Below are 25,895 nucleotides of genomic sequence, written 5' to 3'. Positions count from 1 at the left end.
ACACAAATGTCTGAAAATACAACTACTCAAACTCCCCCTTCAGGGGGCCGGGGGGCACACGTTTGCCTAACCCCTGCATTACTGCCACTGTTTAATGTGGAGGATTATATTGTAGTGGTTATTGATATTTTCAGGGCAACATCATCTATATGTTATGGTATTGAAAACGGTGCTGAGGCTATTATACCGGTATCACAAGTTGAGGAGTGTGCCGCGTATAGAGAGAAAGGGCTGGATTACCTTCTTGCCGCCGAGCGCGACGGATCGGTAGTTGATGGTTTTGATTTTGGCAACTCGCCATTTTCATATACTAAAGAAAAGGTAGCCGGTAAAACAATAGTGTTAACCACTACCAACGGCACACATGCACTGCATTTATCGCGCAGCGCAAAAAGAATTGTTATTGGTTCGTTCCTGAACCTTTCCGCTTTAAGCAACTGGCTTAATACCCAAAACGAAAATGTGCTGCTGGTGTGTGCCGGCTGGAAAAACAATTTCAATTTGGAGGATACCCTGTTTGCCGGTGCCGTAATTGAGCAGTTAAAAGATAAAGGATTTGTACTGGACGATGCCGCCTTAGCCGCTAACGATCTTTTCCAGGTTGGTAAAAGCGATATCAACGGATATCTCAAAAAAACATCACACGGCGAACGCCTTAAAAAATTAGGCATCGAAAAAGATATCGAGTTTTGTTTACAGGTTGATTTGACAACTGCCATTCCTGTTTTGGAAGGGGAGAAACTGGTGAAGTTGGCGGTGTAATAAAAAACGTCATTGCGAGGCACGAAGCAATCCCAAACGATACAGGGCGGACCTGCCAATAGGGGATTGTTTCGTGCCTTACAGCAAAAATAGAAATCGTTGATGCCTCGAAAGAGCCGGCGTAAGTAAGCACCCCCTTTAGGGGGCGGGGGGGGCAGCAAACTCCACAAGCGCCTTTTCAATCCTGCTGATGGTTTCTTCTTTACCAAGCAGGGCGACAATATCAAACACATGCGGACCAAACTTGCCGCCAACCAGCATAATGCGGAAAGGCAGCATTACATCGCCAACTTTTAAACCTTTTTCTTCGGCAAGGGCTTTGAATTTAGCTTCCAGGTCATGCGCTTCAATAACTGCTTCGTTATTTAGCAAGGCGATAAACGCATGATAAAACGCTGTTTTGGCATCAGTCCATTTAGGTTTTACCGCGTTAAGGTCATACTCCCTGGGCTGCTCAAAAAAGAAACCCGCCTGCTGGTAAAAATCAGGCATTAGTACGCAACGGTCTTTAATTAAACCGATAACCTTGGCCAAATACTCATCATCATTAACGTTAACACCCTTATCAGCAAATACTTTTATAACATCTGACTTCAGACTTTCGACTTCAGACCTCTTAATCCACTCGGCATTGAACCATTTGGCTTTCTCAAAATCAAACTTGGCGCCCGATTTGTTAACGCGCTCTATCGAGAATTTTTCTATCAATTCGTCAAGCGTAAAAATCTCCTGCTCGGTACCGTCGTTCCAGCCCAAAGTTGCCAGCAGGTTCAGGAAAGCTTCCGGTAAAAAACCTAATTCACGGAAACCCGGCGTCAACTCGCCTGTTTTTGCATCAAACCAGTTCATGGCATACACCGGGAAACCCAGTCGGGCTCCATCACGTTTGCTCAGTTTACCGTGACCATCCGGTTTCAGGATTAACGGTAAATGCGCCCATTGTGGCATATCGGCCTTCCAGCCCAGATATTCCCAAAGCAGCAAATGTACCGGGGCCGACGGCAGCCATTCTTCGCCACGAAAAGCATGCGTGATCTTCATCAGATAATCGTCAACCACAACGGCCAGGTGATAAGTAGGCATGCCATCGGCTTTTAATAACACTTTATCATCAACCAGGCCGGTTTCAAAGCTCACATATCCGCGAATCATATCATTGAAACTCACTGTTTCACCCTCCGGCATTTTAATGCGGATCACATGCGGCGTACCTGCATCAAGCAAGGCATCAACCTCGTGCTGAGGCAATGAAAGCGAGTTTCTTAGGGTATGGCGATAGGCCAGGCCGTACTGAAAATTGGGGATCTCCTTCCGGTTTTTGTCCAGCTCTTCGGCGGTATCAAAGGCATAATAAGCATGCCCTTCCATAACCAGGCGTTCGGCATATTCGCGGTAAAGTGGTTTACGCTCGCTTTGGCGATATGGCGCGTAAGGGCCGCCGGCAACCGGGCTTTCGTCGGGCTGAAGGCCGCACCATTTAAGGCAATCTAAAATATATTCTTCGGCACCTTCCACATAGCGGGTTTGGTCGGTATCCTCAATTCGCAAAACAAAATCACCGCCATGTTTTTTGGCGTATAAATAGTTAAACAACACGGTGCGCACACCGCCAAGGTGTAAACCACCGGTAGGGCTTGGCGCAAAACGGACTCTTACTTTTTTATCGGTCATGATGGGGGCAAAGATATGCTTTAAGTCGGAAAGTCCGGAAGTCCGCTGTCCGAAAGTCGGAAGGATGGTACAGGCTGAAAAACCTGCAATTTGAAAGTTTAACCATATGCAAATCCTCACTTTTCAACTTACGGACTTTCGGACAGCGGACTTCCGGACTACCTCCAACAAAAATTATATTTTACAAAGCAATTTTACGTTATTTGGGCTGTGCCCAGCATGAACCCATATCAACAGAAAAAACGTTGGAAATATTTGCTCCTTGCCTTTGCAGTGGTAATTGCCAGCGGTTCGTTATTTTACACCAGCTACCTGGTAAAAAACATTGCCCGTTCTGAGCGTACCCGTGCCCAGGTTTGGGCCATGACTATGAGGCAGTTACTAAACTCAGACGATGACGATTTTTTTAGTTATGTAATTTCTGTTCGTGACAGTTTAACCGTACCCGCAATTATCACCGACGAAAAAGGCGAAATTATTCTATGGCGCGGATTAGACACCACCAAAACCTACAACAAGCTCGAAGCCGAGAATAAAAAAGGAAAAAAATACGACCCAACATATTTTGAGAATGAACTGCAATACATGAAAGGCCAGCACGCCCCCATAAAGTACAAAGTTTTAGGCGACGACAATTATGTTTACTATAAAGATTCTCCTTTACTTACGCAGCTCCGGCTATTTCCCTACGTACAGCTAACAGTAATTGCTATATTTCTATTGATGGCTTATACCGCCTTCAGTTCCTCACGTAAATCGGAACAGGACCAGGTTTGGGTGGGCCTGGCCAAAGAAACAGCACACCAGTTGGGGACCCCCATATCATCGCTCATGGCCTGGATTGAGCTAATGAAGGAAAAATTCCATGCCGAAGACGATGTTCTGATGGCGGAAATGGAAAACGACGTAAAGCGGCTGGAAATTGTAGCCGACCGTTTTTCAAAGATTGGCTCCAAGCCGGTATTGGAAGAACATGGTGTTTATGCCGTAGTAAAAGATTTTGTCGACTATTTTAAGGTGCGTGTCAGCAAAAACATCAGCTTTGAAATGACGGGTAATCCGCACCTCAAGGCCGGGCTCAATATTCCACTATTTGACTGGGTATTGGAAAATTTGCTGAAGAATGCTGTTAATGCCATTGAGGGTAAGGGAAGCATTAAGGTTGAGATTAGTGGCAATAAAGTTAAAAACCAGATTTTTATTGATGTTACAGATACCGGCAAAGGCATCTCCCGTTCTAAATTTGATACCGTTTTCCAACCTGGGTATACCACCCGTAAACGCGGCTGGGGATTAGGCTTGTCGCTCACCAAACGCATAATAGAGAATTACCATAACGGGCAGATCTTTGTGAAAGATTCGGAAATAGGTAAAGGAACAACCTTCAGGATAGTACTAAAAAACACGCGCAATGATAACAAAACCAAAACCAGGTGATTATTCGCCATTTGCAGCGGGATATGTGGGCCTTGTTGGCGACAATGATGTAATTAACATGCTTGAACAGCAAATGGATAACAGTTACCAGCTATTCAGTAATTTAACCGATGAGCAGGGACTATATGCTTATGCACCCGGCAAATGGACAGTTAAGCAGGCATTGGGCCATATGATAGACACCGAACGTACCTTTGCCTATCGTGCCCTCGTGTTTTCGCGCAATCATATCGAACTGCCGGGTTTTGACCAGGATATTTATGTTAACAATACCGATTTCAACCGTCAAAATATAAAAGACCTTGCCGAAGAGTTCCGTGCATTGCGCCAGGCAAACCTTTATATGATTAAAGCATTCAGCAATGAGCAGCTAAATCGTAACGGTATTGCCAGCAACCATTTGTTTACCGTTGCCGCATTTGTATTTATGCTGGCCGGGCATGAGCGCCATCATTTAAATTTATTTAAAGAGCGGTACGGGATAGGGTAAGGTATTTATATCGCACATCGTAAGGCCATTAAACATAAAGACTTACGAAGTTTTTAAAACTTCGTAAGTCTGGGCTCTCCAACCTGCCCCGGGGGGGGCGATTTTTTATTTCTCTTTGTACAATTCTTCTTTATCCAGCACTTCTCTTTTCTCGATGCGGTATGATAAAAACAAGCCGGCCCCTCCAAAAATAGCGATCAATGCTACGTATAAAAAGAAAACATCATCGTCAAAACTATTGAATATGCCACGGTTTAAAACGTAGGCCAAAAATAGCCCGATACCCGAACCAATAAGCAGTAAGCCCCATTTTAAATTTTGGTAAGGAGCCGATTGCGGTTTATAACTCCTCGGATCCATGTTTCGTTCAATCATAGCTAATTTCTCCCGTTTGTTTAAGTAAACGATCCCGAAGATCATTGCGAATAAGCTGAGGGGTATTATAATTCCTGCTAATACGCCCAATTCACCTGCGCCCATAATATTTGTTTTTTTAATTAAGTTAATACTGTTTTTTCTCTCTATAAACACGCCATTGCGGTGTATTTGTAAGCTATGACCACATGTTTTTTAAACAGGTTACACCCTGATTGAAAAAAATTATTACTCCCTTTTAGGAGGGCGGATGGCATTTATTAACTTTGCTTTAATGATAAGTGCGGCTACTCCTTTTAACCTGCTGGGGCAGGATCTTTTATTATTACCACAAAAAGCTATTTACTGGCAGCAGCAAAGCGCCCTGATAATTGCCGATGTGCATTTGGGCAAAGTGGGCCATTTCCGTAAGGCCGGCATAGCAATACCGCGGGATATGGAGCAAAGTGACCTGGCCGTACTTTCCGATCTTATTTATGAACACAAGCCGGAAAAGTTAATTTTTTTGGGCGATCTGTTCCACAGCGATATGAATAACGATTGGGATTGGTTTATCCTTTGGCGCAGCCAGTTCCCCGCGTTACAGATCATGCTGGTCCGCGGCAACCATGATATCATTGCAGATAAGCATTATCATAACCTGAATATCGAACTGCACGATGAACTGTTGATCGGCCCCTTCCTCATGATGCACCATCCGCTTGCCAATGACCAGGACGAAAAAGCGGGTTACGTTTTTTGCGGGCATATCCACCCTGGGGTAAACTTAAGCGGCCGGGCACGTCAAAGCATTACATTGCCTTGCTTTGCCTTCGGCAATAAACAGGGAATTTTACCATCCTTCGGAAAATTTACCGGACGGGTAGCTATCCGGAGCCTTCAAAACGACAAGATCTTTGCTGTTTTGAAAGATAAAGTTGTGGCTATAGCCTGATTTTTATCTACAAAATGCACTAAATCCATCGAATTCCCTGTCATAGTATTGTATTTGGCTGTTGAATACCAGGACATTATTTTAGATTGATTCTAAATAGCTTTTTGGTCTCCAATAAGCCAAAACCTCTTCTATGTTTTGTTATTTAATAAATACTTTTGCCTAATAAATCCAATTCATAATGAGCGAATTCAAACAAACCTTAAACTCGTCGCTGGGCAAAAAGCTGATCATGGCTTTAACAGGCTTGTTTCTGTGTACCTTTTTAATTGTGCACGTAGGCGGCAACCTGTTGTTGTTTAACAACGATAACGGTTTCAGTTTTAACGTGTATGCCAACTTCCTTACGCATTTTCCGCCTATTGAAGTTATAGCATACCTGTTGTACCTTTCCATTTTAGTGCATGCACTATACGGTTTGATCCTGACTGTCAAGAACCGTAAAGCCCGCCCTGTACGTTATGCGGTAGCGGCAAAATCTGATGCCTCATGGTCATCAAAAAACATGGGCCTGCTGGGTTCAGTCCTGTTCCTGTTCATCGTTATCCACATGGGCGATTTCTGGTTCCGTTACCATAACGACAAAACCATGGGCTTTAAAGAGTACCGTACCGACCTGGCAACAGGCGAAACAAAGGTTAGCGATTACACACCGGCCAATGCCGAATTCAGTCACTCTGTATCAACCGAAAACAATGTGGAAGTTGTAAGGGTAAAAGACCTGCACGCGCGTGTTGCTTACAGTTTCAGCAACATTATCTACGTTATATTTTACGTAATAGCCATGGGCGCTGTAGCATTTCACTTGTTACATGGTTTCCAGAGCGCGTTCCGTACGCTGGGCTGGGTACACCGTAAATATACGCCGGTAGTTTACTTTATTGGTACATGGCTGTTTGCAGTTATCATTCCGCTGCTTTTTGCCGCCATGCCGGTTTATTATTACTATTTATCAACCCAGGGAGCTCACTAAGTTTAGCTGGCCAAAAGCCACAAACATAAATACAAAGAAGAGATGACATTAGATGCTAAAATTCCTCAAGGCCCATTAGCCGAAAAATGGAGCAAGCATAAATTTGATCTGAAGCTGGTTAACCCCGCCAACAAGCGTAAATACGATATCATCATTGTAGGTACCGGTTTGGCAGGCGCTTCGGCAGCTGCCACTTTAGGCGAGCTGGGTTACAACGTTAAGGCGTTTTGTTTCCAGGACAGCCCCCGCCGTGCGCACTCTATCGCAGCACAGGGTGGTATCAATGCCGCTAAGAACTACCAAAACGACGGCGACAGTGTTTTCCGTTTATTTTACGATACCATTAAAGGTGGTGACTACCGCGCCCGCGAAGCCAACGTTCACCGTTTGGCCGAGGTTTCGGTAAACATCATTGACCAGTGCGTTGCACAAGGTGTACCTTTTGCCCGCGAATACGGCGGCTTGCTGGATAACCGTTCATTCGGTGGTTCGCAGGTATCGCGTACATTTTACGCGAGGGGACAAACAGGACAACAATTATTATTGGGCGCTTATTCTGCGCTTAACCGCCAGATCCATGCCGGTAAAGTAAAAATGTACACCCGCCACGAAATGCTTGACGTGGTAACTATCGATGGCCATGCCAAAGGTATTGTTACCCGTAATATGTTAACAGGCGCTATTGATACGCATGCAGGTCACGCGGTATTATTATGTACCGGTGGTTACAGCAACGTATTCTACCTGTCAACAAACGCTATAGGTTCAAACGTAACGGCAGCCTGGAGGGCACACAAACGTGGTGCTTTCTTTGGTAACCCCTGCTATACTCAAATTCACCCAACCTGTATCCCTGTAACCGGCGATCACCAGTCTAAGTTAACGCTGATGTCAGAGTCATTGCGTAACGACGGCCGTGTATGGGCTCCAAAAACTGTTGAAATTGCCGAGCAGCTGCGCAAAGGCACTTTGAAAGCAGACCAGGTTAAAGAAGATGACCGCGATTATTTCCTTGAACGTAAATATCCTGCTTTCGGTAACCTTGTTCCGCGCGATGTGGCATCACGTAACGCCAAGGAAATGGTTGAAGAAGGCAGGGGTGTAGGAGGTTCTGGCTTCGCGGTATTCCTTGACTTTGCCGATGCTATTAAACGTTTAGGCGAAGAAACTGTTAAAGCCAAATACGGTAACCTGTTTGATATGTACATCCAGATCACCGACGAGAACCCATATAAACAACCAATGCGTATTTACCCTGCGGTTCACTATACCATGGGCGGCCTTTGGGTTGATTATAACCTGAGCACTACAATCCCCGGCTTATATGCTTTAGGTGAGTGTAACTTCTCAGACCACGGTGCTAACCGCCTTGGTGCATCTGCACTGATGCAGGGTTTATCTGATGGATATTTCGTGATCCCTTATACCCTTGGCGATTACCTGGCTAAAATTGGCCCTAAAAAAGTTGATACCAGCCACCCGGCGTTTGAAAAAACCAAACAGGATGTTATCGCACACATAAGTAAATTATTAGCTCTTAAAGGCACTAAAACCACTAACGAATACCACCGCGAACTTGGCCATATTATGTGGGAGTATTGCGGCATGGCCCGCACCGAAGAAGGCCTGAAAAAGGCCAAAGGCCTGATCCAGGCTTTGAAAGCTGATTTCTGGAAAAATGCTATCGTAACCGGCGAAAACGAAGAAGTGAACGCTTCGTTAGAAAGAGCTGGTCGCGTAGCTGATTTCATTGAACTTGGCGAGCTGATGATAGATGACGCTTTAATGCGTAAAGAATCATGCGGTGGCCACTTCAGGGTTGAATCACAAACACCAGATGGTGAAGCGCTTCGCGATGACGAAAACTTCGCGTTTGTAGCCGCCTGGGAGTTCAAAGGCGAAAATCAGCCGGAAGAATTGCATAAGGAACAGCTGACATTTGAAGCAGTTCATTTATCACAACGTAATTATGCATAATTAGATTTGAGATATTAGATGTGAGATTTGAGACAAAATAAATAGTCCAAGGTCTCTCATCTAAACCTCGACTTTAATATTTGAAGAACATGCACAACTTAAAAGAATTGAAAATTTGGCAAAAAGCCATTGATTTAGCGGTCTTGGTTTACAAAGCAACCGTAAACTATCCTGCTGATGAGCGATTTGGCTTAACAAGCCAGATAAGGCGTGCAGCCGTTTCAATTCCTTCAAATATTGCTGAAGGAGCCGGGCGCAACTCTAATAAGGAGTTTTGCCACTTTTTAGGCATTGCTAATGGTTCTTCATATGAGCTGCAAACACAATTAGTTATATCAAATAAATTAGGCCTTTTAAAAGACGACGTGTTAAACGATCTGCTAAAACAGATCGAAGAATTGCAAAAGATGAATTATGCTTTTCAAAAAATGCTGTCAAACTAACTGATAAAAAGTCTCATGTCTCAAATCTCATATCTCAAATCTAAATAGAATGAACGGAAATATGAACCTGACGCTTAAAGTATGGCGTCAAAAAAATGCTCAAACCGCGGGTAAATTTGTAAGCTACAAAGCTGAAAATATTTCGCCTGATATGTCGTTCCTTGAAATGCTCGACGTGGTTAACGAAAGCCTTACCCACAAAGGCGATGAGCCAATTAACTTTGACCACGACTGCCGCGAAGGTATTTGCGGTATGTGTTCATTATATATCAACGGTCACCCTCACGGACCAAAACGCGGTATCACTACCTGCCAGCTGCATATGCGTACCTTCCACGACGGTGAAACCATCACTATCGAACCATGGCGCGCTCAAGCGTTCTCAATTGTTAAAGATTTGGCGGTTGACCGCTCTGCCTTCGACAGGATTCAGCAAGCTGGTGGCTATGTTTCGGTAAACACCGGTGGTGTACCTGATGGTAACGCTATCCCAATCCCTAAAGTTATTGCTGATGAAGCTTTCAACTCGGCTACCTGTATTGGCTGCGGTGCCTGCGTTGCGGCTTGTAAAAATGCCTCGGCTATGTTGTTCGTATCGGCTAAGATCACCCAGTTGGGTTTGTTACCACAAGGCCAGCCGGAGCGTTACCGTCGCGTGCAATCAATGGTTGCCCAGATGGACGAAGAAGGTTTTGGCAGCTGTACCAACACCGGTGCCTGCGAAGCCGAGTGCCCTAAGGAAATTAAATTGACTAACATTGCCCGCATGAACAACGACTATTTTAGCGCGAAACTGTTCAGGGAAGAAGAAGTACATGAGCAAGGTCATTAATTGATCCTCTGTTAGGATATAGTAAACGGCCCGGTTTCTCCGGGCCGTTTTATGTTTTACTCGGAAGTTTTTAAAACGGCTTGATAAAATGAGATAATAAAATTTTTAGGGAATAAGCACGCAAATTTTTCTGATCCAGGTCAAGACTTAAAACTTAAGACTTCCGACTTTACTCCTCTCCCACCAGCTTAAATACCATCCCATCCATATCTTCAGAGATCCTGATCTGGCAGGCCAGCCGACTTGCAGGTGGAGCGTAGGGTAGCGTATCCAATACATCGAGCTCGGTATCCGTAGCAGTAAAATATTCCTCGGGCCCTTCTATCACCTGTACGTGACAGGTGGCACAAAGCGCCATACCGCCGCAGGTGGCCAGTATATCGTACTCAGATGCCTTTAGTACTTCCATCAGGCTCAGGTTTATCCCTTCCGGAATTTCAACGGCCTTGCTGCCTCCGTCGCGGTCAATTATGGTTAAATTTATCATGGCTAAAAAGCGCTTACACCGTAAACGGTGGTGTATTTAAAACTCAGTTTTTGCTCGGGGTAAACATATTTGAAAGCACTTTGGGCCATTAAAGCACTTTCATGAAAACCGCAGAGTATCAGCTTAAGCTTACCCGGGTAGGTATTGATATCGCCAATGGCATAAATGCGCTCAATATTGGTGCTGTAATCAACTGTATTTACCGCGATGGCTGATCTGTCGATATTCAACCCCCAATCGGCAATAGGGCCGAGTTTGGGGCTAAGGCCGAATAAAGGAATGAGATGGTCGGCTTCAATATGGCTTACCTGCTGATCCCGGTCAAGCAGGGTGATCTCCCGCAGGCGGTCATCGCCAGTTAAGGCAACTACATTTGATTTAAGGATCAGGTCGATTTTGCCTTCCCTGGCCAGTTCAAATACCTTTTCGGCACTATTAGGTGCTCCGCGAAAAGTATCCCCCCGATGAACCAGTGTAACCCGCTCGGCTACATTGCTTAGAAAAACGGCCCAGTCCAGGGCGGAATCGCCGCCACCTGCAAGCACCACTTTTTTATCCCGGAAATGTTCGGGATTTTTCACCATGTAGGCTACGCCTTTTCCCTCAAAATCCGTAAGACGGTCAATTTCTGGTTTGCGGGGTTCAAAACAGCCAAGGCCGCCGGCAATTACTACTACCTGGCAATGTACGAGCGTACCATCGTTAGTAATGATGTTATAGGAACCGTCATCATTGCGTTGCAGGTTTTCTACCCGCTCGCCCAAACTAAAGGTTGGGTGAAACGGGGCTATCTGCAGCATCAAATTATCCACCAGTTGCTGTGCGGTAACATCAGGATAACCTGGAATATCATAAATAGGTTTATGCGGATAAATTTCGGAAAGCTGGCCGCCAACCTGTGGCAGCACATCAATAAGGTGGCAGCGCATTTTTAGCAGCCCGGCTTCAAAAACAGCAAATAAACCAACAGGTCCCGCGCCTATAATGCAGATATCGGTAGTAATTTTTTCCATGTATGATCGCCTTTGATTCAGCAACCAAATTTGCCGCTAAACTAACTGGCAATCAAATGATATAAAGTAATATGCGATTACTTTAAGTTATAATTAGCAAGGCAAAAACGTTTGAAAAGCTCAATCAATTTACTGTGTTTGCCATGCAATTGAATGAACTGAAAAGTGCGGAAAATCTCTAATCCTTTAACATCAATAATGGTGAGCTCGTTGTACTTTAACTCGCTTACTACCGATTGAATGGAGAGAAATGTCGCTGTTTCTGAGTATAAAAGGTATTGTTTTATGGCGATACTGCTCTCCAGTTGAATCTCGATGTTCAGGTCTTTAGGGTTGATCTGCACGGCGGCCAGGGCATTGAAGATAACATCCAGGGTGCCCGATCCGGCTTCCCTTAAAACCAAGGGAATGGCAGGCAATTGTTTGGGTGTGATCTCGGTCTTTTTGGATAACTTATTGTTAGCACTGGTTACCAGTACAATTTCATCTTTAATAAAATCGGTATAGGATAATTGCGGCGAATGGGCAGCCCCTTCTACAATGGCAATATCTATTTTTTCGGCCAGTACCAGCTGCGAGATCTGATCGGTATTGGCCTGGATAAAATTGAAAGTAACCTTGGGATATGTTTTTTTAAACATAGCCAACAGTTTGGGCAAAATAGTTTGCGCCACGGTGGTACTGGCCCCTATGTGCAGTGTACCGGCTTCCAGGTTGTTAAGCTGTGCCAGTTCAGTTTCCAGGTCGGTATAGGTTTGGAAAATCTTTTCGGCATATTTTTCAAGGATCTTGCCGGCGGTGGTAAGGGAAATATTATTGCCGTTTCGCTTAAACAGCTGTACACTGAGCTGCTGCTCCAGTTCCTTGATATGCTTAGTGACCGCGGGCTGGGTAATAAATAACTCGGATGCAGCTTTGGTAAAGCTTAACCGTTGTGCAACCGTATAAAAAACCTTCAGCCTGAAATCAAATATCATTGGGCCAATTTAGGAATAAATAGTTTATCCGGTATGGCATTGTGAGTAAGCATCAAGGCAACCTGAAAAAAAATAGTTATGACATAAGGAATTTATTTTAAGGATGTTGTGCAAGGGCAGCGTTAGGGATTGCAGTGAAAAGCCCACAGCGCGGGTTGGGATTGTGTGAAGGAAAAGCGAGGACTTGTAACGGAAAGCCCGGGCTGCAGGCAACGCCCAAGCCTATAAAACAGGTCGAAAAACACACTTAGTAATCAATGATTTACAATTATGCCATTACGCAAGTGGGGCGACCACATACTATACAGGGCGGCTATGCCTCCGTGCGATTGCCAGGCTGCTTAATGACATAATTAAAAAATGGGGTCATGCTGAGCCTGTCGAAGCATAGCGGGGTGGGCCTCTGCGCGCGTCCTTCGACAGGCTACCCATGACAACTTAAAAAATGGGTGTCATACTGAGCCCGTCGAAGTATGGCTGGCAGGCCTCTCCGCACGAGTCTTCGACAGGCTCAGACTGACAGGCCCTCTTTTGTCATTTCACCTTCAGAGGCCCCGGATTTAAACACTCAGCATGACAAACCCTCCACACCTATTGTCATTTCACCTTCGGAGGCCTCCGGATTTTACCTACTCGCGGACGAAATAAAGTTACACCGATGTGCTTATTTAACTTGTAGCCAATTGCGGGCTGGCATCCTTGCGTTTCAGGATCAAAGCTGCTATCAGCGCAATCACCAGGCCAACGGGCAGTATCTCCATGTAAGTAAGCACGATTACGCCGAAGGGGCTTTTGTACATATTAACATAACCAGCCATGCTTGCTTCCTGTTGCTTAAGTTCGGCAGCCGTAGCACCATGGGCTTTGGCTTCCCTTAAAACATGGGCGACGTATTTGGTCATAAAATCGGGGTAAAAGTTATAGAACTCTATTAACCACACAATCACATAAACTGTTGATGTGATCAACACAATGTAAAGGCCGATCATAAAAGCTTTGCCGAAACTAATTATGCCTTCGTTGTATTTGTCACGGTAATTTTTGATGGCTACAAATATCAGCGAAAACGCCAGCAACATGGAGCCATAGCCCACCCACATGTTGCCCTGAAAGTTGGGGTTGTTATAGCAAAGGGCTCCCGAAATCCCCCCGGTAGCAGCAATGATGAGGCCGGAGATTGATCCAAAAACAAGTACATTCTTTTTCATATCGTTTTATGTTTTGATAGAACAAATTTGACTTGTCAGAAACTTTTAGGGCTCATACTTTAGGGTGATTTTGAAAAATATGCTGTCATTAGCACTAAAGTATGAAGCGGGTTAAGGAATAATGCTGAGTCGCTTCCCCATTTCCACGGCCTGAGTGCGGCGTTTAACCTCCATTTTTTCAAACACCTTTGCCGAATGTGTTTTGATGGTATTCAACGATACAAATAAGCGCTCTGAAATTTCCTGGTTACTTAACCCTTCGGCCATTAATTGCAAAACATCAAGCTCGCGTTTGCTGAGGCCAAGCTTTTCCACCTCTGTCTGGTTAATGATAAATTCAGGTCCGTTATTTACATAAACCTGTTTTTCTACAACAACTGTTTTGGGTTTGGTAAGTTTAAGTGCCAGCCAAATTCCTAATACGGTAAAAAATACTGCTATGGCACCCATGTAAATTTCATAAGCATTATCAACAATGATCAGTTTAAGCTCAAGCCATTTCAGCAACAACAACAGCAGAGCGAGTGCTACCGCGTACAGTATGGTATGTTTGTTTTTTGCCAATAAATTTGAAGCCATGTTATGAGCACCGATTTATCTTAAAATTAGGATTATTTAAGATAAAGCAGAAAGACACGCAAACAAAAAAAGCGGAAAACATCCCGCTCTTAAATTTATAATTTGTCAAGTTAATACCTTAATTCTGAAAGTCCTGGTTCCTTTTATTCATCAGCTTTAGCCGCGTCTTTCCTGGCTTTTTTATCAGCTTTTAATTTTGCATAGGCTTTTTGTTGTTCGGGGGTGAAAATCTTGTTTAAGCCGGTGGCGGTGCGTTGTTTAATCTTTTGATCGGCTAGGTGACTGGTTTTTTTATCCTGTTTCAATTTTTTCAGGCTATCGATACTTGTTGCCTGGGCAAGCAGGATAACGTTCACTTTTTTAGCCTGGTCGGCAGTAAGTTTTAAGTTTTTTTGCAGGTGTTCGGTTTTGTTGGCCGCTTTTTGAGCAGGCGTTTTTTCAACCTTTTGTTGTGCATTGGCTGCGAAATTTAGTCCGCAGGCAAGGGCCAGTAGCATCAATAGTTTTTTCATATTTTTTGTTTTTTGCAGATAATTAATTTATTGACAATATAGATGAGTTTTAGTTTAAATAGACATGCATATAAGTTTCTTTGACAATTAAATTAAACCAAAGGGCTTTTTCATGGTCATACTAATGCAAAAGTTAAATTTTTAATTTAATAACCCGGATACTATGAAAAAGGCTGTTAAGTACTGGTGTGGCTTTGTTATGTTGTTGTGTTTGTTTACCGTATTTACTGCCTTTTTGCCGGGCTATCCTAATGCAAGTTTAAAATTTCCCTATAAGCAGGCGGGTTTAACGCCCGAACAGGCCGCGGCTCATTTACTGAGCCGTTTTACTTATGGGGCAACCCCGGGCGAAGTAGAAGAAGTATCCAAAATCGGCCCCGAAAAGTGGTTTGCCCAACAGTTGGATGCCCAACTGCCGGATGATTCCCTTAATCAATTGTTAAATAAATATGATGCCTTAAAACTGAGCAATACAGAAGTTGTTGCCCAATACCCCAAAGGCGCGCAGGTTTTGCGAATGGCTGTAAGGGATGGGGTAGTTGACAAAGATTCGGTAAAAACAGATCGCAAAGCTTATCGCGATCAGCTGCAAAACTACATGCAGCAAAACGGATTAAAGCCCGAGCAGGAGCTGTTACGCCAATTCATCAACCAAAAAATATTAAGAGCTGCTTACAGCAATAATCAATTACAGGAAGTAATGACCAGTTTCTGGTTCAATCATTTCAATGTATCTATAGTAAAAAACGACTGTTCGCAATATATCCCCGCTTATGAGCGCGATGTGATCCGTCCGAACGCGTTAGGCAAATTTAATGATTTGTTATTGGCCACTGCCAAATCGCCGGCCATGCTATATTACCTGGATAATTTTAGCAGCTCGGGGAATAAGGACAATATGGAGCAAGGTAACAAGCCGATCCGCCGCCGGCTGATGCAGCAAATGCAGGGTGCGGATACAGGTCGGTTTGCCAATATGCCCAAAATAAACAAAACAAAAAAAGCACAGGGGCTTAATGAAAATTACGCCCGCGAGGTAATGGAACTGCATACCCTTGGCGTTGACGGCGGCTATACCCAGCAGGATGTTACCCAGGCTGCTAAAGTACTTACCGGCTGGTCGGTTTATCCAATGGGCACTTACGGGCAGGCAGGCCAAAAACTCATGAACCGTATTGGGGATGAAAAACTGCAAAGCCGTGGTTTTGTACATGAGGGCGATTTTCTGTTTAACCCTAACAAACATGATAGCGGCGAAAAGACGGTATTAGGCCATCATTTTGCAGCCGGAGGCGGGTACGAGGAGGGCGTGCAACTGCTTAATATGCTGGCACATCAACAAGCTACGGCAAGGTTTATAGCAAAGAAAATAGCTGTGCGCTTTGTGAGCGATAACCCGCCGCAAAGCCTTATTGATAAAATGGCCCGTACCTTTATGAATAAGGATGGTGATATTAAACAGGTACTAATCACCATGGTTAATGCGCCTGAATTTTGGAGCGCCGCAGCCGTAAGGGAAAAAACAAAATCGCCTTTTGAACTGGCCATAGGCTCGGTACGTTCATTGCATGCCGATATTACCCAGCCTTACCAGTTGTTTAACTGGATCAATAAAATGGGCGAAAAAATGTACTATTACCAGGCCCCGACCGGCTTCCCCGATAAAGGCCAATACTGGATCAATACCGGCGCGCTGCTTAACCGCATGAACTTTGGTTTGGCGCTGGCATCGGGCCGGATCCCCGGCGTAAAGGTTGACCTTGTTGCGCTCAATAACCATCACGAGCCCGAAAGCGCACAGGCCGCACTCATCACTTATAGCAAGATCATTATGCCGGGCCGTAAGCTTGATGAAACCATCAAACGGCTTACCCCCATGCTTAACGATCCCAAACTTATGGAAAAGGTTGGCGAAGCCAGCGCTAAAACTCCTGCAGCAACCGCGGTACCAGTAGCTGCCAATGATGAAATGATGGATCAGCAGGCGGGTTTAAAAGGCAAACGGAAAAATAATTTTATAGCGATGCAAAGCACCTCCGGCAATAATTCTATGCTGGCGCAGGTGGTTGGCGTTATCATTGGTTCACCCGAATATCAAAGGCGTTAATTGCAGGAGGATTTAAAAATGGTATCAAGAAGAGGCTTTTTAAAATCGGGCGGACTGGCCCTTTTAGGTGTAGGGTTACTCGGCGGCATACCCGGTTTTTTAGCCGAGGCAGCCGCGAGCGAAAAAATCTTATCGCCCTATAAAAAGAAAAAAACGCTGGTATGTATCTTTCAGCGGGGAGCTATGGATGGCCTGATGGCTGTTACCCCCTTTACCGACGATTATTTGAAAGCTGCCCGGCCAAACCTGTTCATGTCGGCTGCCAAAAGTGGTACAGGTAATCCGCTGATAGACCTGGACGGGCGTTTTGGTTTGCACCCTGCCATGAAGGCCTTTGAACCCATATTTCGCGAAAAACGTTTGGGTATTGTTCATGGCATCGGTTCGCCTAATAATACCCGTTCGCATTTTGATGCGCAGGATTATATGGAATCGGGCACTCCATTCAATAAAGGCACCTCAAGCGGATGGCTTAACCGGGCTGTGGGTTTGCTTGGGCATGATGCGCTTACACCATTTACGGCCGTGAGTATGACATCGGCCATGCCACGTTCTTTTTATGGCGACAACCCCTCGGTAGCCATCAGCAATTTGCAGGATTTTGCCATTCAAATGCGTGGCAACCCTGCCGGAGCAAATATCGCGGCCAAAAGTTTTGAAGATCTGTATGATCAAACCGCATCGGGCTTACTGAAGCAAACCGGAAAGGAAAGTTTTGAGGCTATGAAAATGCTGCAGAAAACCGATGTTAAAAATTATACACCTGCCAATGGCGCTGTTTACCCCAGCTCGGCATTGGGCAATTCGCTGAAACAAATAGCCCAGCTCATTAAAATGGATGTAGGACTGGAAGTTGCCTTTGCCGAATCAAACGGTTGGGATACCCACTTTAACCAGGGAACCGAAAACGGCATCTTCGCCCGTAATGTTGCCGACCTAAGCAACAGCATAATGGCCCTGTGGACCGACCTGGGCACCTACCAGGACGATGTTACTATAATGACCATGACCGAGTTTGGCCGTACCGTGCATCAAAACGGGACTGGTGGTACCGATCATGGCCGCGCTTCATGTAACTTTATTTTAGGTAATGATGTAAGCGGCGGTTTAGTGTATGGCGATGTAAAGCCGCTCGCCGTTGAAAACCTTGAAGATGGCCGCGACCTTGCGGTGACTACCGATTTCAGGAGCGTGTTTAGCTCGGTAGCTGATAAGCATCTTGCGATAAATAATGATCATATACTGTTTCCCGACTGGAAAGGGGATAGGGTGAATGTAATGAAGGGATAAAGGCATACTGCCGCGGTTTTAGCGATAGCGTCACCCGTGATTGGATATCCCCGAAGTTTCCAACTTCAGCTCATTCACTGGCCCAAGTTGTGCGATAACGTAAATCGGCCCAAAATCGGGCAAAGCATTTTGCTTGCGAAAGCAACAACTTTTAGCCATTAAAAAAGGTGGCGCTGTTTTGTCAGTACTTTTTCCCCAAAACATTTTAGGTTTATTTTTGCTCAAAAAATATCAAAAAATCAGTAGCATAAAAGCCTTCGAAAAAGCACTGTTGAAACATTAAATTTATATTCTCTAAAGTTTTAATCATTGATTGTTAATTATTTGACCATGTTTCACTAAAAACATTAAAGCATTGATTATCAGTGATAATAGTGTTTTGATGTGTTTCGTGTTTCACTCTTAAAATTTGGAACATGATGTTGTTTCTGAAAAAAGGGGCCTGGTAATTTTTTAATTTTTTATGGGGAATTAAAATTTTGGGACACCACGTTTGTTACAATCGATTCGTATGCAACACCTCAACCGCTTTGATACATATCGACTAAAAACTGAATCGATTTTGATAACAGCTGTTTATAGTTTGTATCTAAATTTGTTTAAATCGATACACCCATGAAAAAATTTGCCTGGCTATTATGCTTCCTGTTACCCGGCCTCGCGGTTTCGGCCCAACAAATTAAGGGGAGCTATGCTATAAAAAATGAGCAAACCGGGATGCTGTTACGGGTTAAAGACGCACATTCAGAAAATGGTACCCCGCTGGTTGCTTACTATCCCGAAAACTGGAAATGCATGACCTGGAGTTTTAAACATGTTGCAGGGAATACCTATCAGCTTCAGAATTTGCTTACCAATAAAACATTCCAGCCTAAGGGCGATGCTGATGTAAACGTAGCTTTAGAGGAACAATCGCTTAACACGAACAGCGCCAATCAGCAATATGAGTTTGAGGCGATAGGTCATGATACTTTCATGATCAAATTGAAAGGGACAGACTTATACATTACGCCATCTGATAAAAAGGGCGCAGTTAACTCAAAGATAGTTTTAGCTAAAAAGACGAACACAAAAGATCAGTATTGGAATATTTACGAACAATCGCCTACCATGTGATTCACTATCTGAAGATGCTGTGCTGACCGGTAATTACAACAAGGCCTGAAATAGGATTCTGCAACTGTACCCGGCTACAAAGGGCGTTAATCGGCCGTAAATATAAGATTCAACGAAACTGCTATCTCGTCGGTAACAACTGTGTTTTTTAAGGCCGAAAAGAAATCCCATGCTTCCCGCCTGGGCTGCATATCGATTTTCCACTTGATGCGGTCAATTGTGGTATTTGTCTTAGCGCTGATGATATCGTTCTTTTTAATGATAGTTGCCATAAATTCAATGGGGTTGCTGATCCCTTTTATGGTAAGGATGCCGGTCACTTTAAAGTTGATTGACTGGCCAACGCGCGTAATTTCTTTAACAACCATGGTTGCTTCCGGGTACCGGTCTACCGCAAAAAAGCCTTCTTTTTTCAATTCTTCATCTACCTTTTTATTCCCGGCCGCATCGGCATGATCGGTACTGTGCATGGTATTCATATTCAGGCTAAAGGTGCCGTTTTTTGGTTCACCGCCAGCCGTATACTCCAGGCTGCCCGATTTAAAAAGCAGATAGCCGTAATGGCCGCCCATAGTTTTGCGGGTATCCCATAAAACTTTACTTTTTTTAATATCTAAATGGTAGGTTTGCTGTGCAGAGGCCGGGAGCAGGGCCATGGACAGCAACAGGATAATCGCGTGTTTTCTTAACATAGCATAAGTGATTTATTTGGCAAACCTATTCAGTTTCAGTTCGTTTGTTATTGCCGATATTGTAAATAAAATTGTAAACTTTGTAAATTAAATCTCCAGGAATATGGGCGGTTCCAAACTACCAATGAATAAGACAACCAAACGCTTGCTGGGGCTTGGTTCCCTGCTGCTCATGACCCTTTTATGTGTTGCTTTCAGCTTTACCGGTAAGGATGACTTTGATATGGCTCGGCAGGAAATTATGCTCCGGAAAATTGGGCATGAGGTGCTATTATATTCGGGTGATAGTACATCTCGGGTGATGCCGGTGCAAAAGATTGCTGAAAATGAGTACGAGTTACGGTTTGAGAATGAATTTTCTTTTCAGCCCGATTCGCTCGAAAAAGCAATCAGCAGCGCGCTGGCAAAAGACAACCTGGCTAACGACTATATTGTGAGCGTTTTGAATTGTACGGGGAAGGATGTGATATTTGGCTATGCTATATTCAAAAATAAAAAAGATAACATAATGCCCTGCTCCGGGCGAAAACAGCCTAAAAGCTGTTACGTGATCAACCTCAAATTTAAAAGCCAGGGATTGAGTATGCCCTCAAAAGGCTATCTAATTGGCGGGATACCTTTATTGGCATTTATCGGACTTGTAATTTCAATGTCGGGTAAAGGCCGGAAAAATACAGTTGTAAACAGCCCTGCCCCGGATAATGGTTTTAAAATAGGTAATATTATATTTATCCCGGCCAGGCGGCAGCTGCAAAGTGACGGAATAATTACCGAACTTACCTTAAAAGAAAATAAACTGCTGCTCATCTTTGCCCGGTCGCCAAATGAGATCATTGAAAGGAGCAGGCTTCAAAAAGAGATTTGGGAAGATGAGGGCGTAATTGTTGGCCGGAGCCTTGACATGTTCATATCAAAACTGCGAAAAAAAATGGAGCATGATCCTGCTATTAAACTGGTGAATATACACGGCAAGGGATATAAGCTGGAAATCAACGAGTAATTACTTTTGTAACTACAAGCTTCACTGCATATATGTAAAGATAAGTTACTGTCTAAATGCAATAACGTGTTTTTTATAAATGATTTGTGGCGACGATAAACATCATCAAACTTTCCGTCAAAAAAAACAGCCGATTTATCGCATCCAGGTAAATTTCGATACGGTTTTGAAAGGCCCTCCCTTTATTCACTACTTTTGGGCGCCGGCCAGCTTTACTTGTGGATATAATAAACATCCAAAGTAAAACCTAAAGGTGTTACATTTGCTAAAAACGCCCTGCATCTTCAGCGCTTTATTAATCACCATAATTGAAAAACAAAATGAGTAAAATTACAGTAAAAGACGGAACCGAAATTTATTACAAGGACTGGGGAACCGGGCAACCATTAGTTTTCCATCACGGCTGGCCTCTATCTGCCGACGACTGGGATGCCCAGATGTTCTTTTTCCTTGAACAAGGTTATAGGGTGATAGCCCATGACCGCCGCGGCCATGGACGTTCAAGCCAAACCGCCACAGGTAATGAAATGGATACCTACGCAGCTGACGTTGCCGAGCTTGTTGAGGCGCTTGACCTGAAAGGTGCAATCCACATTGGTCACTCTACAGGTGGCGGAGAGGTTATCCACTACGCTGCGAAATATGGAAAAGGACGTATCGCCAAAGCTGTGCTGATCAGCGCGGTTCCTCCGGTTATGGTTCAAAGCGAAAGCAATCCTGATGGTGTTCCGATTGCAGTATTTGACGAGATCCGCGAAAATACTGCAACCCAAAGGAACCAATTTTATCAAGACCTGACTATTCCGTTTTACGGCTACAATCGCGAAGGCGCTAAAGTTTCACAGGGTATCAGGGACAACTGGTGGCGCCAGGGTATGATGGGCGGTATAAAAGCACATTACGACTGTGTTAAAGCTTTTTCGGAAACAGATTTCACAGAAGATCTTAAAAGTGTAGATATTCCCGTACTTATTTTACACGGGGAAGATGACCAGATCGTTCCGTTTGCAAACTCGGCACTAAAGTCTATCAAACACCTGAAAAACGGCAAATTGATCTCCTATCCGGGTTTCCCGCATGGTATGCCTACTACCGAGGCTGCAACCATCAACAAAGATCTTTTAGCTTTTATTAAAGAATAATTTTTTCATCAATTACTGTATTGCATAAGGTCGCCTCTTTTGAGACGGCCTTTTTGTTTGTATTGACATACCAATGATCTATCCGAATCTCATTTTATATACATCTGAAAACTTGCTGTTGAAATGTTTATTATTTTTGGATGATGCATCCGGAATTTGAAACATATCTGCGAAGGAGCGACCTGGCTGAGGAGGCGGTCCGCAAGATCAGTGATCTGGCAGTAGCAAGAAAATTGCGCCGTAATGAGCTCCTTTTTAGCGCAGGCGAAATTTGCCGGCACAAGGTATTTGTTGTAAGCGGGCTGCTGTACACCTTCAATATTTCTGCCGGGGGCAATCAGCATATTCTGCAATTTGCGCCGGAAAACAGCTGGACGCTTGATGTTGAAAGTTATGACCGGCAGATACCCTCGCAAGTAAGCATAGGAGCAGTAGAACCCAGCACGATACTCTGCTGGCAAAAAAAAGATTTCGATATGTTGCTGGCGGAGGTGCCGCAACTAAAAAAATTTGCCGAGGGCCTTATTGCCCGTAATATTCATTACAGCCGGAGGCGGATGCTGATTTCATTAAGTGCAACGCCCGAAGAAAAGTATGAAGATTTTATCCAAACCTTCCCGGACTACCGGGCTCGTTTGCCCCTGCGTATGATTGCCGCTTATTTGGGCATCTCCATAAAAACCCTTACCCGTATCCGTCACGCGCAGCTTCAGCGCTAATTTAAATTATGGTCAGCTGACCATCTTTAGCAGGATTTTATTGGAGAATTTTGGATCAAATAAAATCATTGACTTATGCGTGTATTTGTAACCGGGGCCTCAGGATTTGTAGGCTCAGCAATAGTAAAAGAACTTTTAGGGGCAGGCCATGAGGTACTTGGCCTTGTCCGTTCAGATAAAGGCGCTGAACAATTGGCATCAACCGGTGCCGAAGTATACCGTGGGGATATCAACGACCTGAAATTTATTCAGCAAGGCGCCGCCGCGTGCGATGCTGTAATCCATACGGCCTTTAATCATGATTTTTCACAGTTTAAGGCCAATTGTGAAGCCGACAGGAAGGTAATTGAATCCCTGGGCGATGCATTGGCCGGAACAAACAAACCCTTAGTTATTACCTCCGGAGTAGGGCTTTTGAATTATGGCCGGCTGGTTACCGAAGATGACGTGCCGCCTGCAGGATCAGATGTTATTCCGCGCGTAGCTTCAGAAGAGGCCGCCACGGCTGCCGCGGCAAAAGGTGTAAAAGTTTATACGGTGCGCCTGTCGCCGAGTGTGCATGGTGAGGGCGACCATGGTTTTGTACCGATGATCATTAATATGGCCCGGGAAAAAGGAGAATCGGTCTATATAGCTGAAGGGAGCAATCGCTGGCCTGCCGTTCACCGTTCAGACGCCGCAGTTCTATATCGCCTGATTATAGAAAAGCAACCTGAGCTTCGTGTGTTTCACGCCGTAGCTGAAGAAGGTATCGAATTTCGCGAAATTGCCGAAGCAATTGGTCAGGGTCTGCATTTGCCTGTACTGAGCAAAACAGGTGATGAAGCGGCGGCACATTTTGGCTGGTTTTTGCACTTTGCCTCATTGGGGTGTCCCTCATCCAGCGAAAAAACACGCGCTGCCCTAAATTGGCAGCCTAAAGCTGTCGGGTTAATTGCTGATATGGGAGCTGCCGGTTATTTCCAGCAATAACATTGACCAAAACTTTAAGTTTACTCAAAGAACAAAAGCCGTCGTATACTTTTGCGATGGCTTCTGTTCTTCGGTTATTGGGTGATGAGTAAAAAACAAGCTTAGGTAACCAAACCAAGGATAACTTCATAGTAAGCACCGCTCACCGACAATTCAATACCTGCTAATTGCACTTTACGATTTTGGAAGGATTTTTTTACCTACCAGAACAATATACCTGTGGTGAATGAGCTGAAATTTTGCAGAAGGCAGCTTTTTCAATACCTCTTTTAATGGCATTAGCGTAAGTATGGGCTTGTCATTGGTTGAATGGGTCCGGATATAATTTTCCATGTTTTCATATACCCGATGGCGCTCAAATCAATTTTTACAACCCGGTATTCCTATTCGGGGAAATTTTAAATGGAATTTGTTATTGGTTTAAGGGAAGGATCGCCTTTAAAAAATAAAAGCCTCCCAACCTTGCGTCGGGAGACTTTCAACCTAAACCTTATCACAATTAAACCGGTAAGTTTACCAGTTCGCTGTTGTTATTACAATCACTGTGCCAAAACCCGAAACTTTTTAAATTTTTTGTTAATGTATCCTTGTTGATACATTAACAATAGGTTAAAAGGGAATTTACTTTACAAAAAGTGTGTAACTAAGTGTCAAAAAGACACCGTGATTTTTATTGGCATACAGAAAAGTGAACACTTTATGCCTCTTTTGCAGCTTTTTTTCTACGCAGATAACTGTCAGTTAAAAATAGCGCCAAAATTACATCAAACACGAAAAAACTTTTCATGAAAGCGCTATTGAAAATGGCGTTGGCTGCAGGCAATTTTAAATCTGCAGGTAGTTTAATGTTTACAACACTGAACGGATTTCCTGAAATTTGGACATTTGAAAGGGTGATTGCCAGCAGGGCCAATATGCTTAGCACAAAAAAGGCCGCAATACTCAGTATAATCTTTTTATTTATAGTTGATTTTAGAGGTGCCAGTGCCTGATCTGCCCTGATAGCCTCCATTACATTATAGGTAAAGGCCATTGATGGTTCATCAAGTTCCAGGCCGGCAAACTCCTGGTTTAGCACAAGCAGCTCTGTGTACTTTTGTTTGTACAACTCGTCTTCCTCAATAAGCCGGGAAATGGCTTCCTGCTCAGCCGGTGTGCAGGTACCATCAATATAGTTCCAAAGTTTTTCTTCGATGGTGTTCATATCAGTTCTTTCACCTCGTGTTTTAAATTGCGCTCCAGCTTCTCTTTCAAACGCTGGCGTGCCCTAAATAGTTTAACTTTAACGGTATTTGTTTCAATACCCATTGTTTGGGCAATTTCTTCTAACGATTGCTCCCCCTTATAAAAAAGGGTAATAATAGTGATATCATCGGGCAGTAATTGCTCAATTGCCTGGTTCAGGTAATATGACCGCGATTTGTTTTCTGCGTTGTTGGTATCATATGCCGATTCATGGTTCTCAACCTGCACAAACGTACTCTCATCATCAATCGAATCAGTATCCACCCGTTTCTTTCTTAAAAATGTCATGGCTGTAGTATAAACTATACTATACAGCCAGGTACTGAATTTTGACTGCCCCTGGAACGAAGCCAGCGAGCGGTACGCTTTCACAAAACAATCCTGCGCAATCTCTTCAGCATCTTCCCGGCCCTTTGCAAAACGCAGGGCCAGCGTAAAAACAAAACGCTGGTGCCGCTTAACCAAATCAGCGTACGCGAACTGGTTACCAGCCAGGGTTTGCTCAATAAGTTCGATATCTGAAAGCTTGCTCTGCATTATATAACCCCTGTGACCACACTTTTACAGATCAGGTTACACCTTTATGTAAATATAATTTATTTTGATGGGAATAGATTGGTATCAGGGATTGTGTGTGTGGCACGTTAGGGATTGCAGTGGAAAGCCCGCAGCGCGTATTAGGATTGCGGGTAGGAAAGGTGAGGACTTGCAACGAAAAGCCCGGGCCGTAGGCAACGCCATTGTCTGAATCAGAATTTACAGAATTTGATAATTGATCGAATGCTAAACCAATAAAAAATCCTTAGTTCATTTAGCTCAGGTATGATATTAAAAGAAATCCGAATTCGAAAACCCCAACTCCGAAATCAATCATAGCGTTGCCTGCGGCCGGGCTTTACGCTCATACGCCTGCAGGCATTACGCTCCAGGCCTGTATCCGCT

The 25,895-nt window shown here is 44.1% G+C and carries 27 protein-coding genes; 15 read left to right on the top strand and 12 right to left on the bottom strand.

The genetic code is table 11. The features are described 5' to 3' along the window. Positions 1–6 precede the first annotated feature (6 nt). The gene (locus tag BLP33_RS16065) at positions 7–762 is read left to right on the top strand and encodes a 2-phosphosulfolactate phosphatase (RefSeq protein ID WP_090530626.1); all 756 of its coding nucleotides are present in this window, start codon (positions 7–9) and stop codon (positions 760–762) included. 138 nt (positions 763–900) lie between these two features. Here BLP33_RS16065 and gltX read toward each other — a convergent pair whose 3' ends face one another. Next, on the bottom strand, positions 901–2,433 hold the full coding sequence (gene gltX / locus BLP33_RS16060; RefSeq protein WP_090530624.1) for a glutamate--tRNA ligase: 1,533 nt from the start codon (positions 2,431–2,433) through the stop codon (positions 901–903). 219 nt (positions 2,434–2,652) lie between these two features. On the opposite strand from gltX, the gene BLP33_RS16055 reads away from it, so the two are divergent. Next, positions 2,653–3,870, top strand: coding sequence for a sensor histidine kinase (locus tag BLP33_RS16055; RefSeq protein ID WP_090530621.1), 1,218 nt, complete (start codon positions 2,653–2,655; stop codon positions 3,868–3,870). Continuing rightward, a complete protein-coding gene (locus tag BLP33_RS16050) occupies positions 3,845–4,360 on the top strand; it encodes a DinB family protein (RefSeq protein ID WP_218117181.1) in 516 nt (171 codons plus the stop codon). Before BLP33_RS16055 ends, BLP33_RS16050 begins: the two co-directional genes overlap by 26 nt. A gap of 105 nt (positions 4,361–4,465) precedes the next feature. On the opposite strand, the gene BLP33_RS16045 is transcribed toward BLP33_RS16050, so the two are convergent. Beyond that, positions 4,466–4,840 (bottom strand): DUF6249 domain-containing protein, encoded by a 375-nt coding sequence (locus BLP33_RS16045; protein WP_090530618.1) that lies wholly within the window; start codon positions 4,838–4,840, stop codon positions 4,466–4,468. A gap of 145 nt (positions 4,841–4,985) precedes the next feature. Between BLP33_RS16045 and pdeM the strand changes: the two genes are divergently transcribed. From pdeM to BLP33_RS16020, 5 genes are all read left to right on the top strand, one after another. After that, positions 4,986–5,669, top strand: coding sequence for a ligase-associated DNA damage response endonuclease PdeM (gene pdeM, locus BLP33_RS16040; RefSeq protein WP_229701739.1), 684 nt, complete (start codon positions 4,986–4,988; stop codon positions 5,667–5,669). A gap of 181 nt (positions 5,670–5,850) precedes the next feature. After that, the gene (locus tag BLP33_RS16035; protein ID WP_090530615.1) at positions 5,851–6,642 is read left to right on the top strand and encodes a succinate dehydrogenase cytochrome b subunit; all 792 of its coding nucleotides are present in this window, start codon (positions 5,851–5,853) and stop codon (positions 6,640–6,642) included. 42 nt (positions 6,643–6,684) lie between these two features. Beyond that, entirely contained in the window at positions 6,685–8,619 is a 1,935-nt protein-coding gene (locus BLP33_RS16030; protein WP_090530612.1) for a fumarate reductase/succinate dehydrogenase flavoprotein subunit, read from the top strand. 89 nt (positions 8,620–8,708) lie between these two features. Then, positions 8,709–9,062, top strand: coding sequence for a four helix bundle protein (locus tag BLP33_RS16025; RefSeq protein ID WP_090530609.1), 354 nt, complete (start codon positions 8,709–8,711; stop codon positions 9,060–9,062). A gap of 49 nt (positions 9,063–9,111) precedes the next feature. Continuing rightward, entirely contained in the window at positions 9,112–9,894 is a 783-nt protein-coding gene (locus BLP33_RS16020) for a succinate dehydrogenase/fumarate reductase iron-sulfur subunit (RefSeq protein ID WP_090530606.1), read from the top strand. A gap of 169 nt (positions 9,895–10,063) precedes the next feature. Here the strand turns inward: BLP33_RS16020 and BLP33_RS16015 are convergent, their stop codons facing one another. The 6 genes from BLP33_RS16015 to BLP33_RS15990 form a co-directional block, all read right to left on the bottom strand. Next, positions 10,064–10,381, bottom strand: coding sequence for a 2Fe-2S iron-sulfur cluster-binding protein (locus tag BLP33_RS16015; RefSeq protein WP_090530603.1), 318 nt, complete (start codon positions 10,379–10,381; stop codon positions 10,064–10,066). A gap of 2 nt (positions 10,382–10,383) precedes the next feature. After that, a complete protein-coding gene (locus BLP33_RS16010) occupies positions 10,384–11,394 on the bottom strand; it encodes an NAD(P)/FAD-dependent oxidoreductase (RefSeq protein WP_090530600.1) in 1,011 nt (336 codons plus the stop codon). A gap of 77 nt (positions 11,395–11,471) precedes the next feature. Next, on the bottom strand, positions 11,472–12,371 hold the full coding sequence (locus BLP33_RS16005; protein WP_218117180.1) for a LysR substrate-binding domain-containing protein: 900 nt from the start codon (positions 12,369–12,371) through the stop codon (positions 11,472–11,474). 668 nt (positions 12,372–13,039) lie between these two features. Next, on the bottom strand, positions 13,040–13,579 hold the full coding sequence (locus BLP33_RS16000) for a DUF4199 domain-containing protein (RefSeq protein ID WP_090530597.1): 540 nt from the start codon (positions 13,577–13,579) through the stop codon (positions 13,040–13,042). A 111-nt stretch (positions 13,580–13,690) separates the two neighbouring features. Continuing rightward, complete coding sequence (locus BLP33_RS15995) at positions 13,691–14,158, bottom strand: response regulator transcription factor (protein WP_090530593.1); 468 nt, start codon at positions 14,156–14,158, stop codon at positions 13,691–13,693. A gap of 143 nt (positions 14,159–14,301) precedes the next feature. Next, positions 14,302–14,670 (bottom strand): hypothetical protein, encoded by a 369-nt coding sequence (locus BLP33_RS15990; RefSeq protein ID WP_090530590.1) that lies wholly within the window; start codon positions 14,668–14,670, stop codon positions 14,302–14,304. A 163-nt stretch (positions 14,671–14,833) separates the two neighbouring features. On the opposite strand from BLP33_RS15990, the gene BLP33_RS15985 reads away from it, so the two are divergent. The 3 genes from BLP33_RS15985 to BLP33_RS15975 all read left to right on the top strand — a co-directional run bounded on the left by BLP33_RS15985 (position 14,834) and on the right by BLP33_RS15975 (position 19,183). Further along, on the top strand, positions 14,834–16,777 hold the full coding sequence (locus tag BLP33_RS15985) for a DUF1800 domain-containing protein (protein WP_090530587.1): 1,944 nt from the start codon (positions 14,834–14,836) through the stop codon (positions 16,775–16,777). 18 nt (positions 16,778–16,795) lie between these two features. Further along, positions 16,796–18,067 (top strand): DUF1501 domain-containing protein, encoded by a 1,272-nt coding sequence (locus BLP33_RS15980; RefSeq protein ID WP_090530582.1) that lies wholly within the window; start codon positions 16,796–16,798, stop codon positions 18,065–18,067. A gap of 615 nt (positions 18,068–18,682) precedes the next feature. Beyond that, on the top strand, positions 18,683–19,183 hold the full coding sequence (locus BLP33_RS15975) for an RICIN domain-containing protein (protein WP_090530579.1): 501 nt from the start codon (positions 18,683–18,685) through the stop codon (positions 19,181–19,183). Positions 19,184–19,269: 86 nt separating this feature from the next. On the opposite strand, the gene BLP33_RS15970 is transcribed toward BLP33_RS15975, so the two are convergent. Continuing rightward, a complete protein-coding gene (locus BLP33_RS15970; protein ID WP_090530576.1) occupies positions 19,270–19,875 on the bottom strand; it encodes a YceI family protein in 606 nt (201 codons plus the stop codon). A gap of 124 nt (positions 19,876–19,999) precedes the next feature. On the opposite strand from BLP33_RS15970, the gene BLP33_RS15965 reads away from it, so the two are divergent. From BLP33_RS15965 to BLP33_RS15950, 4 genes are all read left to right on the top strand, one after another. Further along, complete coding sequence (locus BLP33_RS15965) at positions 20,000–20,875, top strand: winged helix-turn-helix domain-containing protein (protein WP_254780166.1); 876 nt, start codon at positions 20,000–20,002, stop codon at positions 20,873–20,875. Positions 20,876–21,195: 320 nt separating this feature from the next. Then, positions 21,196–22,017: an alpha/beta fold hydrolase gene (locus BLP33_RS15960; RefSeq protein WP_090531330.1), complete on the top strand. Its 822-nt coding sequence runs from the start codon at positions 21,196–21,198 to the stop codon at positions 22,015–22,017. A gap of 140 nt (positions 22,018–22,157) precedes the next feature. Continuing rightward, positions 22,158–22,736 (top strand): Crp/Fnr family transcriptional regulator, encoded by a 579-nt coding sequence (locus BLP33_RS15955; protein ID WP_254780164.1) that lies wholly within the window; start codon positions 22,158–22,160, stop codon positions 22,734–22,736. A 75-nt stretch (positions 22,737–22,811) separates the two neighbouring features. Continuing rightward, positions 22,812–23,708: an SDR family oxidoreductase gene (locus BLP33_RS15950; RefSeq protein ID WP_090530569.1), complete on the top strand. Its 897-nt coding sequence runs from the start codon at positions 22,812–22,814 to the stop codon at positions 23,706–23,708. 174 nt (positions 23,709–23,882) lie between these two features. On the opposite strand, the gene BLP33_RS27180 is transcribed toward BLP33_RS15950, so the two are convergent. From BLP33_RS27180 to BLP33_RS15940, 3 genes are all read right to left on the bottom strand, one after another. After that, a complete protein-coding gene (locus BLP33_RS27180; RefSeq protein WP_139160006.1) occupies positions 23,883–24,041 on the bottom strand; it encodes a hypothetical protein in 159 nt (52 codons plus the stop codon). 364 nt (positions 24,042–24,405) lie between these two features. Then, positions 24,406–24,912: an anti-sigma factor gene (locus BLP33_RS15945; RefSeq protein ID WP_090530565.1), complete on the bottom strand. Its 507-nt coding sequence runs from the start codon at positions 24,910–24,912 to the stop codon at positions 24,406–24,408. Continuing rightward, positions 24,909–25,490 (bottom strand): RNA polymerase sigma factor, encoded by a 582-nt coding sequence (locus BLP33_RS15940; RefSeq protein WP_090530560.1) that lies wholly within the window; start codon positions 25,488–25,490, stop codon positions 24,909–24,911. The genes BLP33_RS15945 and BLP33_RS15940 overlap by 4 nt, the downstream gene beginning before the upstream one ends. Between the last annotated feature and the right edge of the window lie 405 nt (positions 25,491–25,895).

Source organism: Mucilaginibacter sp. NFR10 (assembly GCF_900100445.1).
Classification (GTDB): Bacteria; Bacteroidota; Bacteroidia; order Sphingobacteriales; family Sphingobacteriaceae; genus Mucilaginibacter; species Mucilaginibacter rubeus.
Note: the sequence above shows the minus strand (reverse complement) of the source record. Positions and strands in the feature narration are given on the sequence as shown.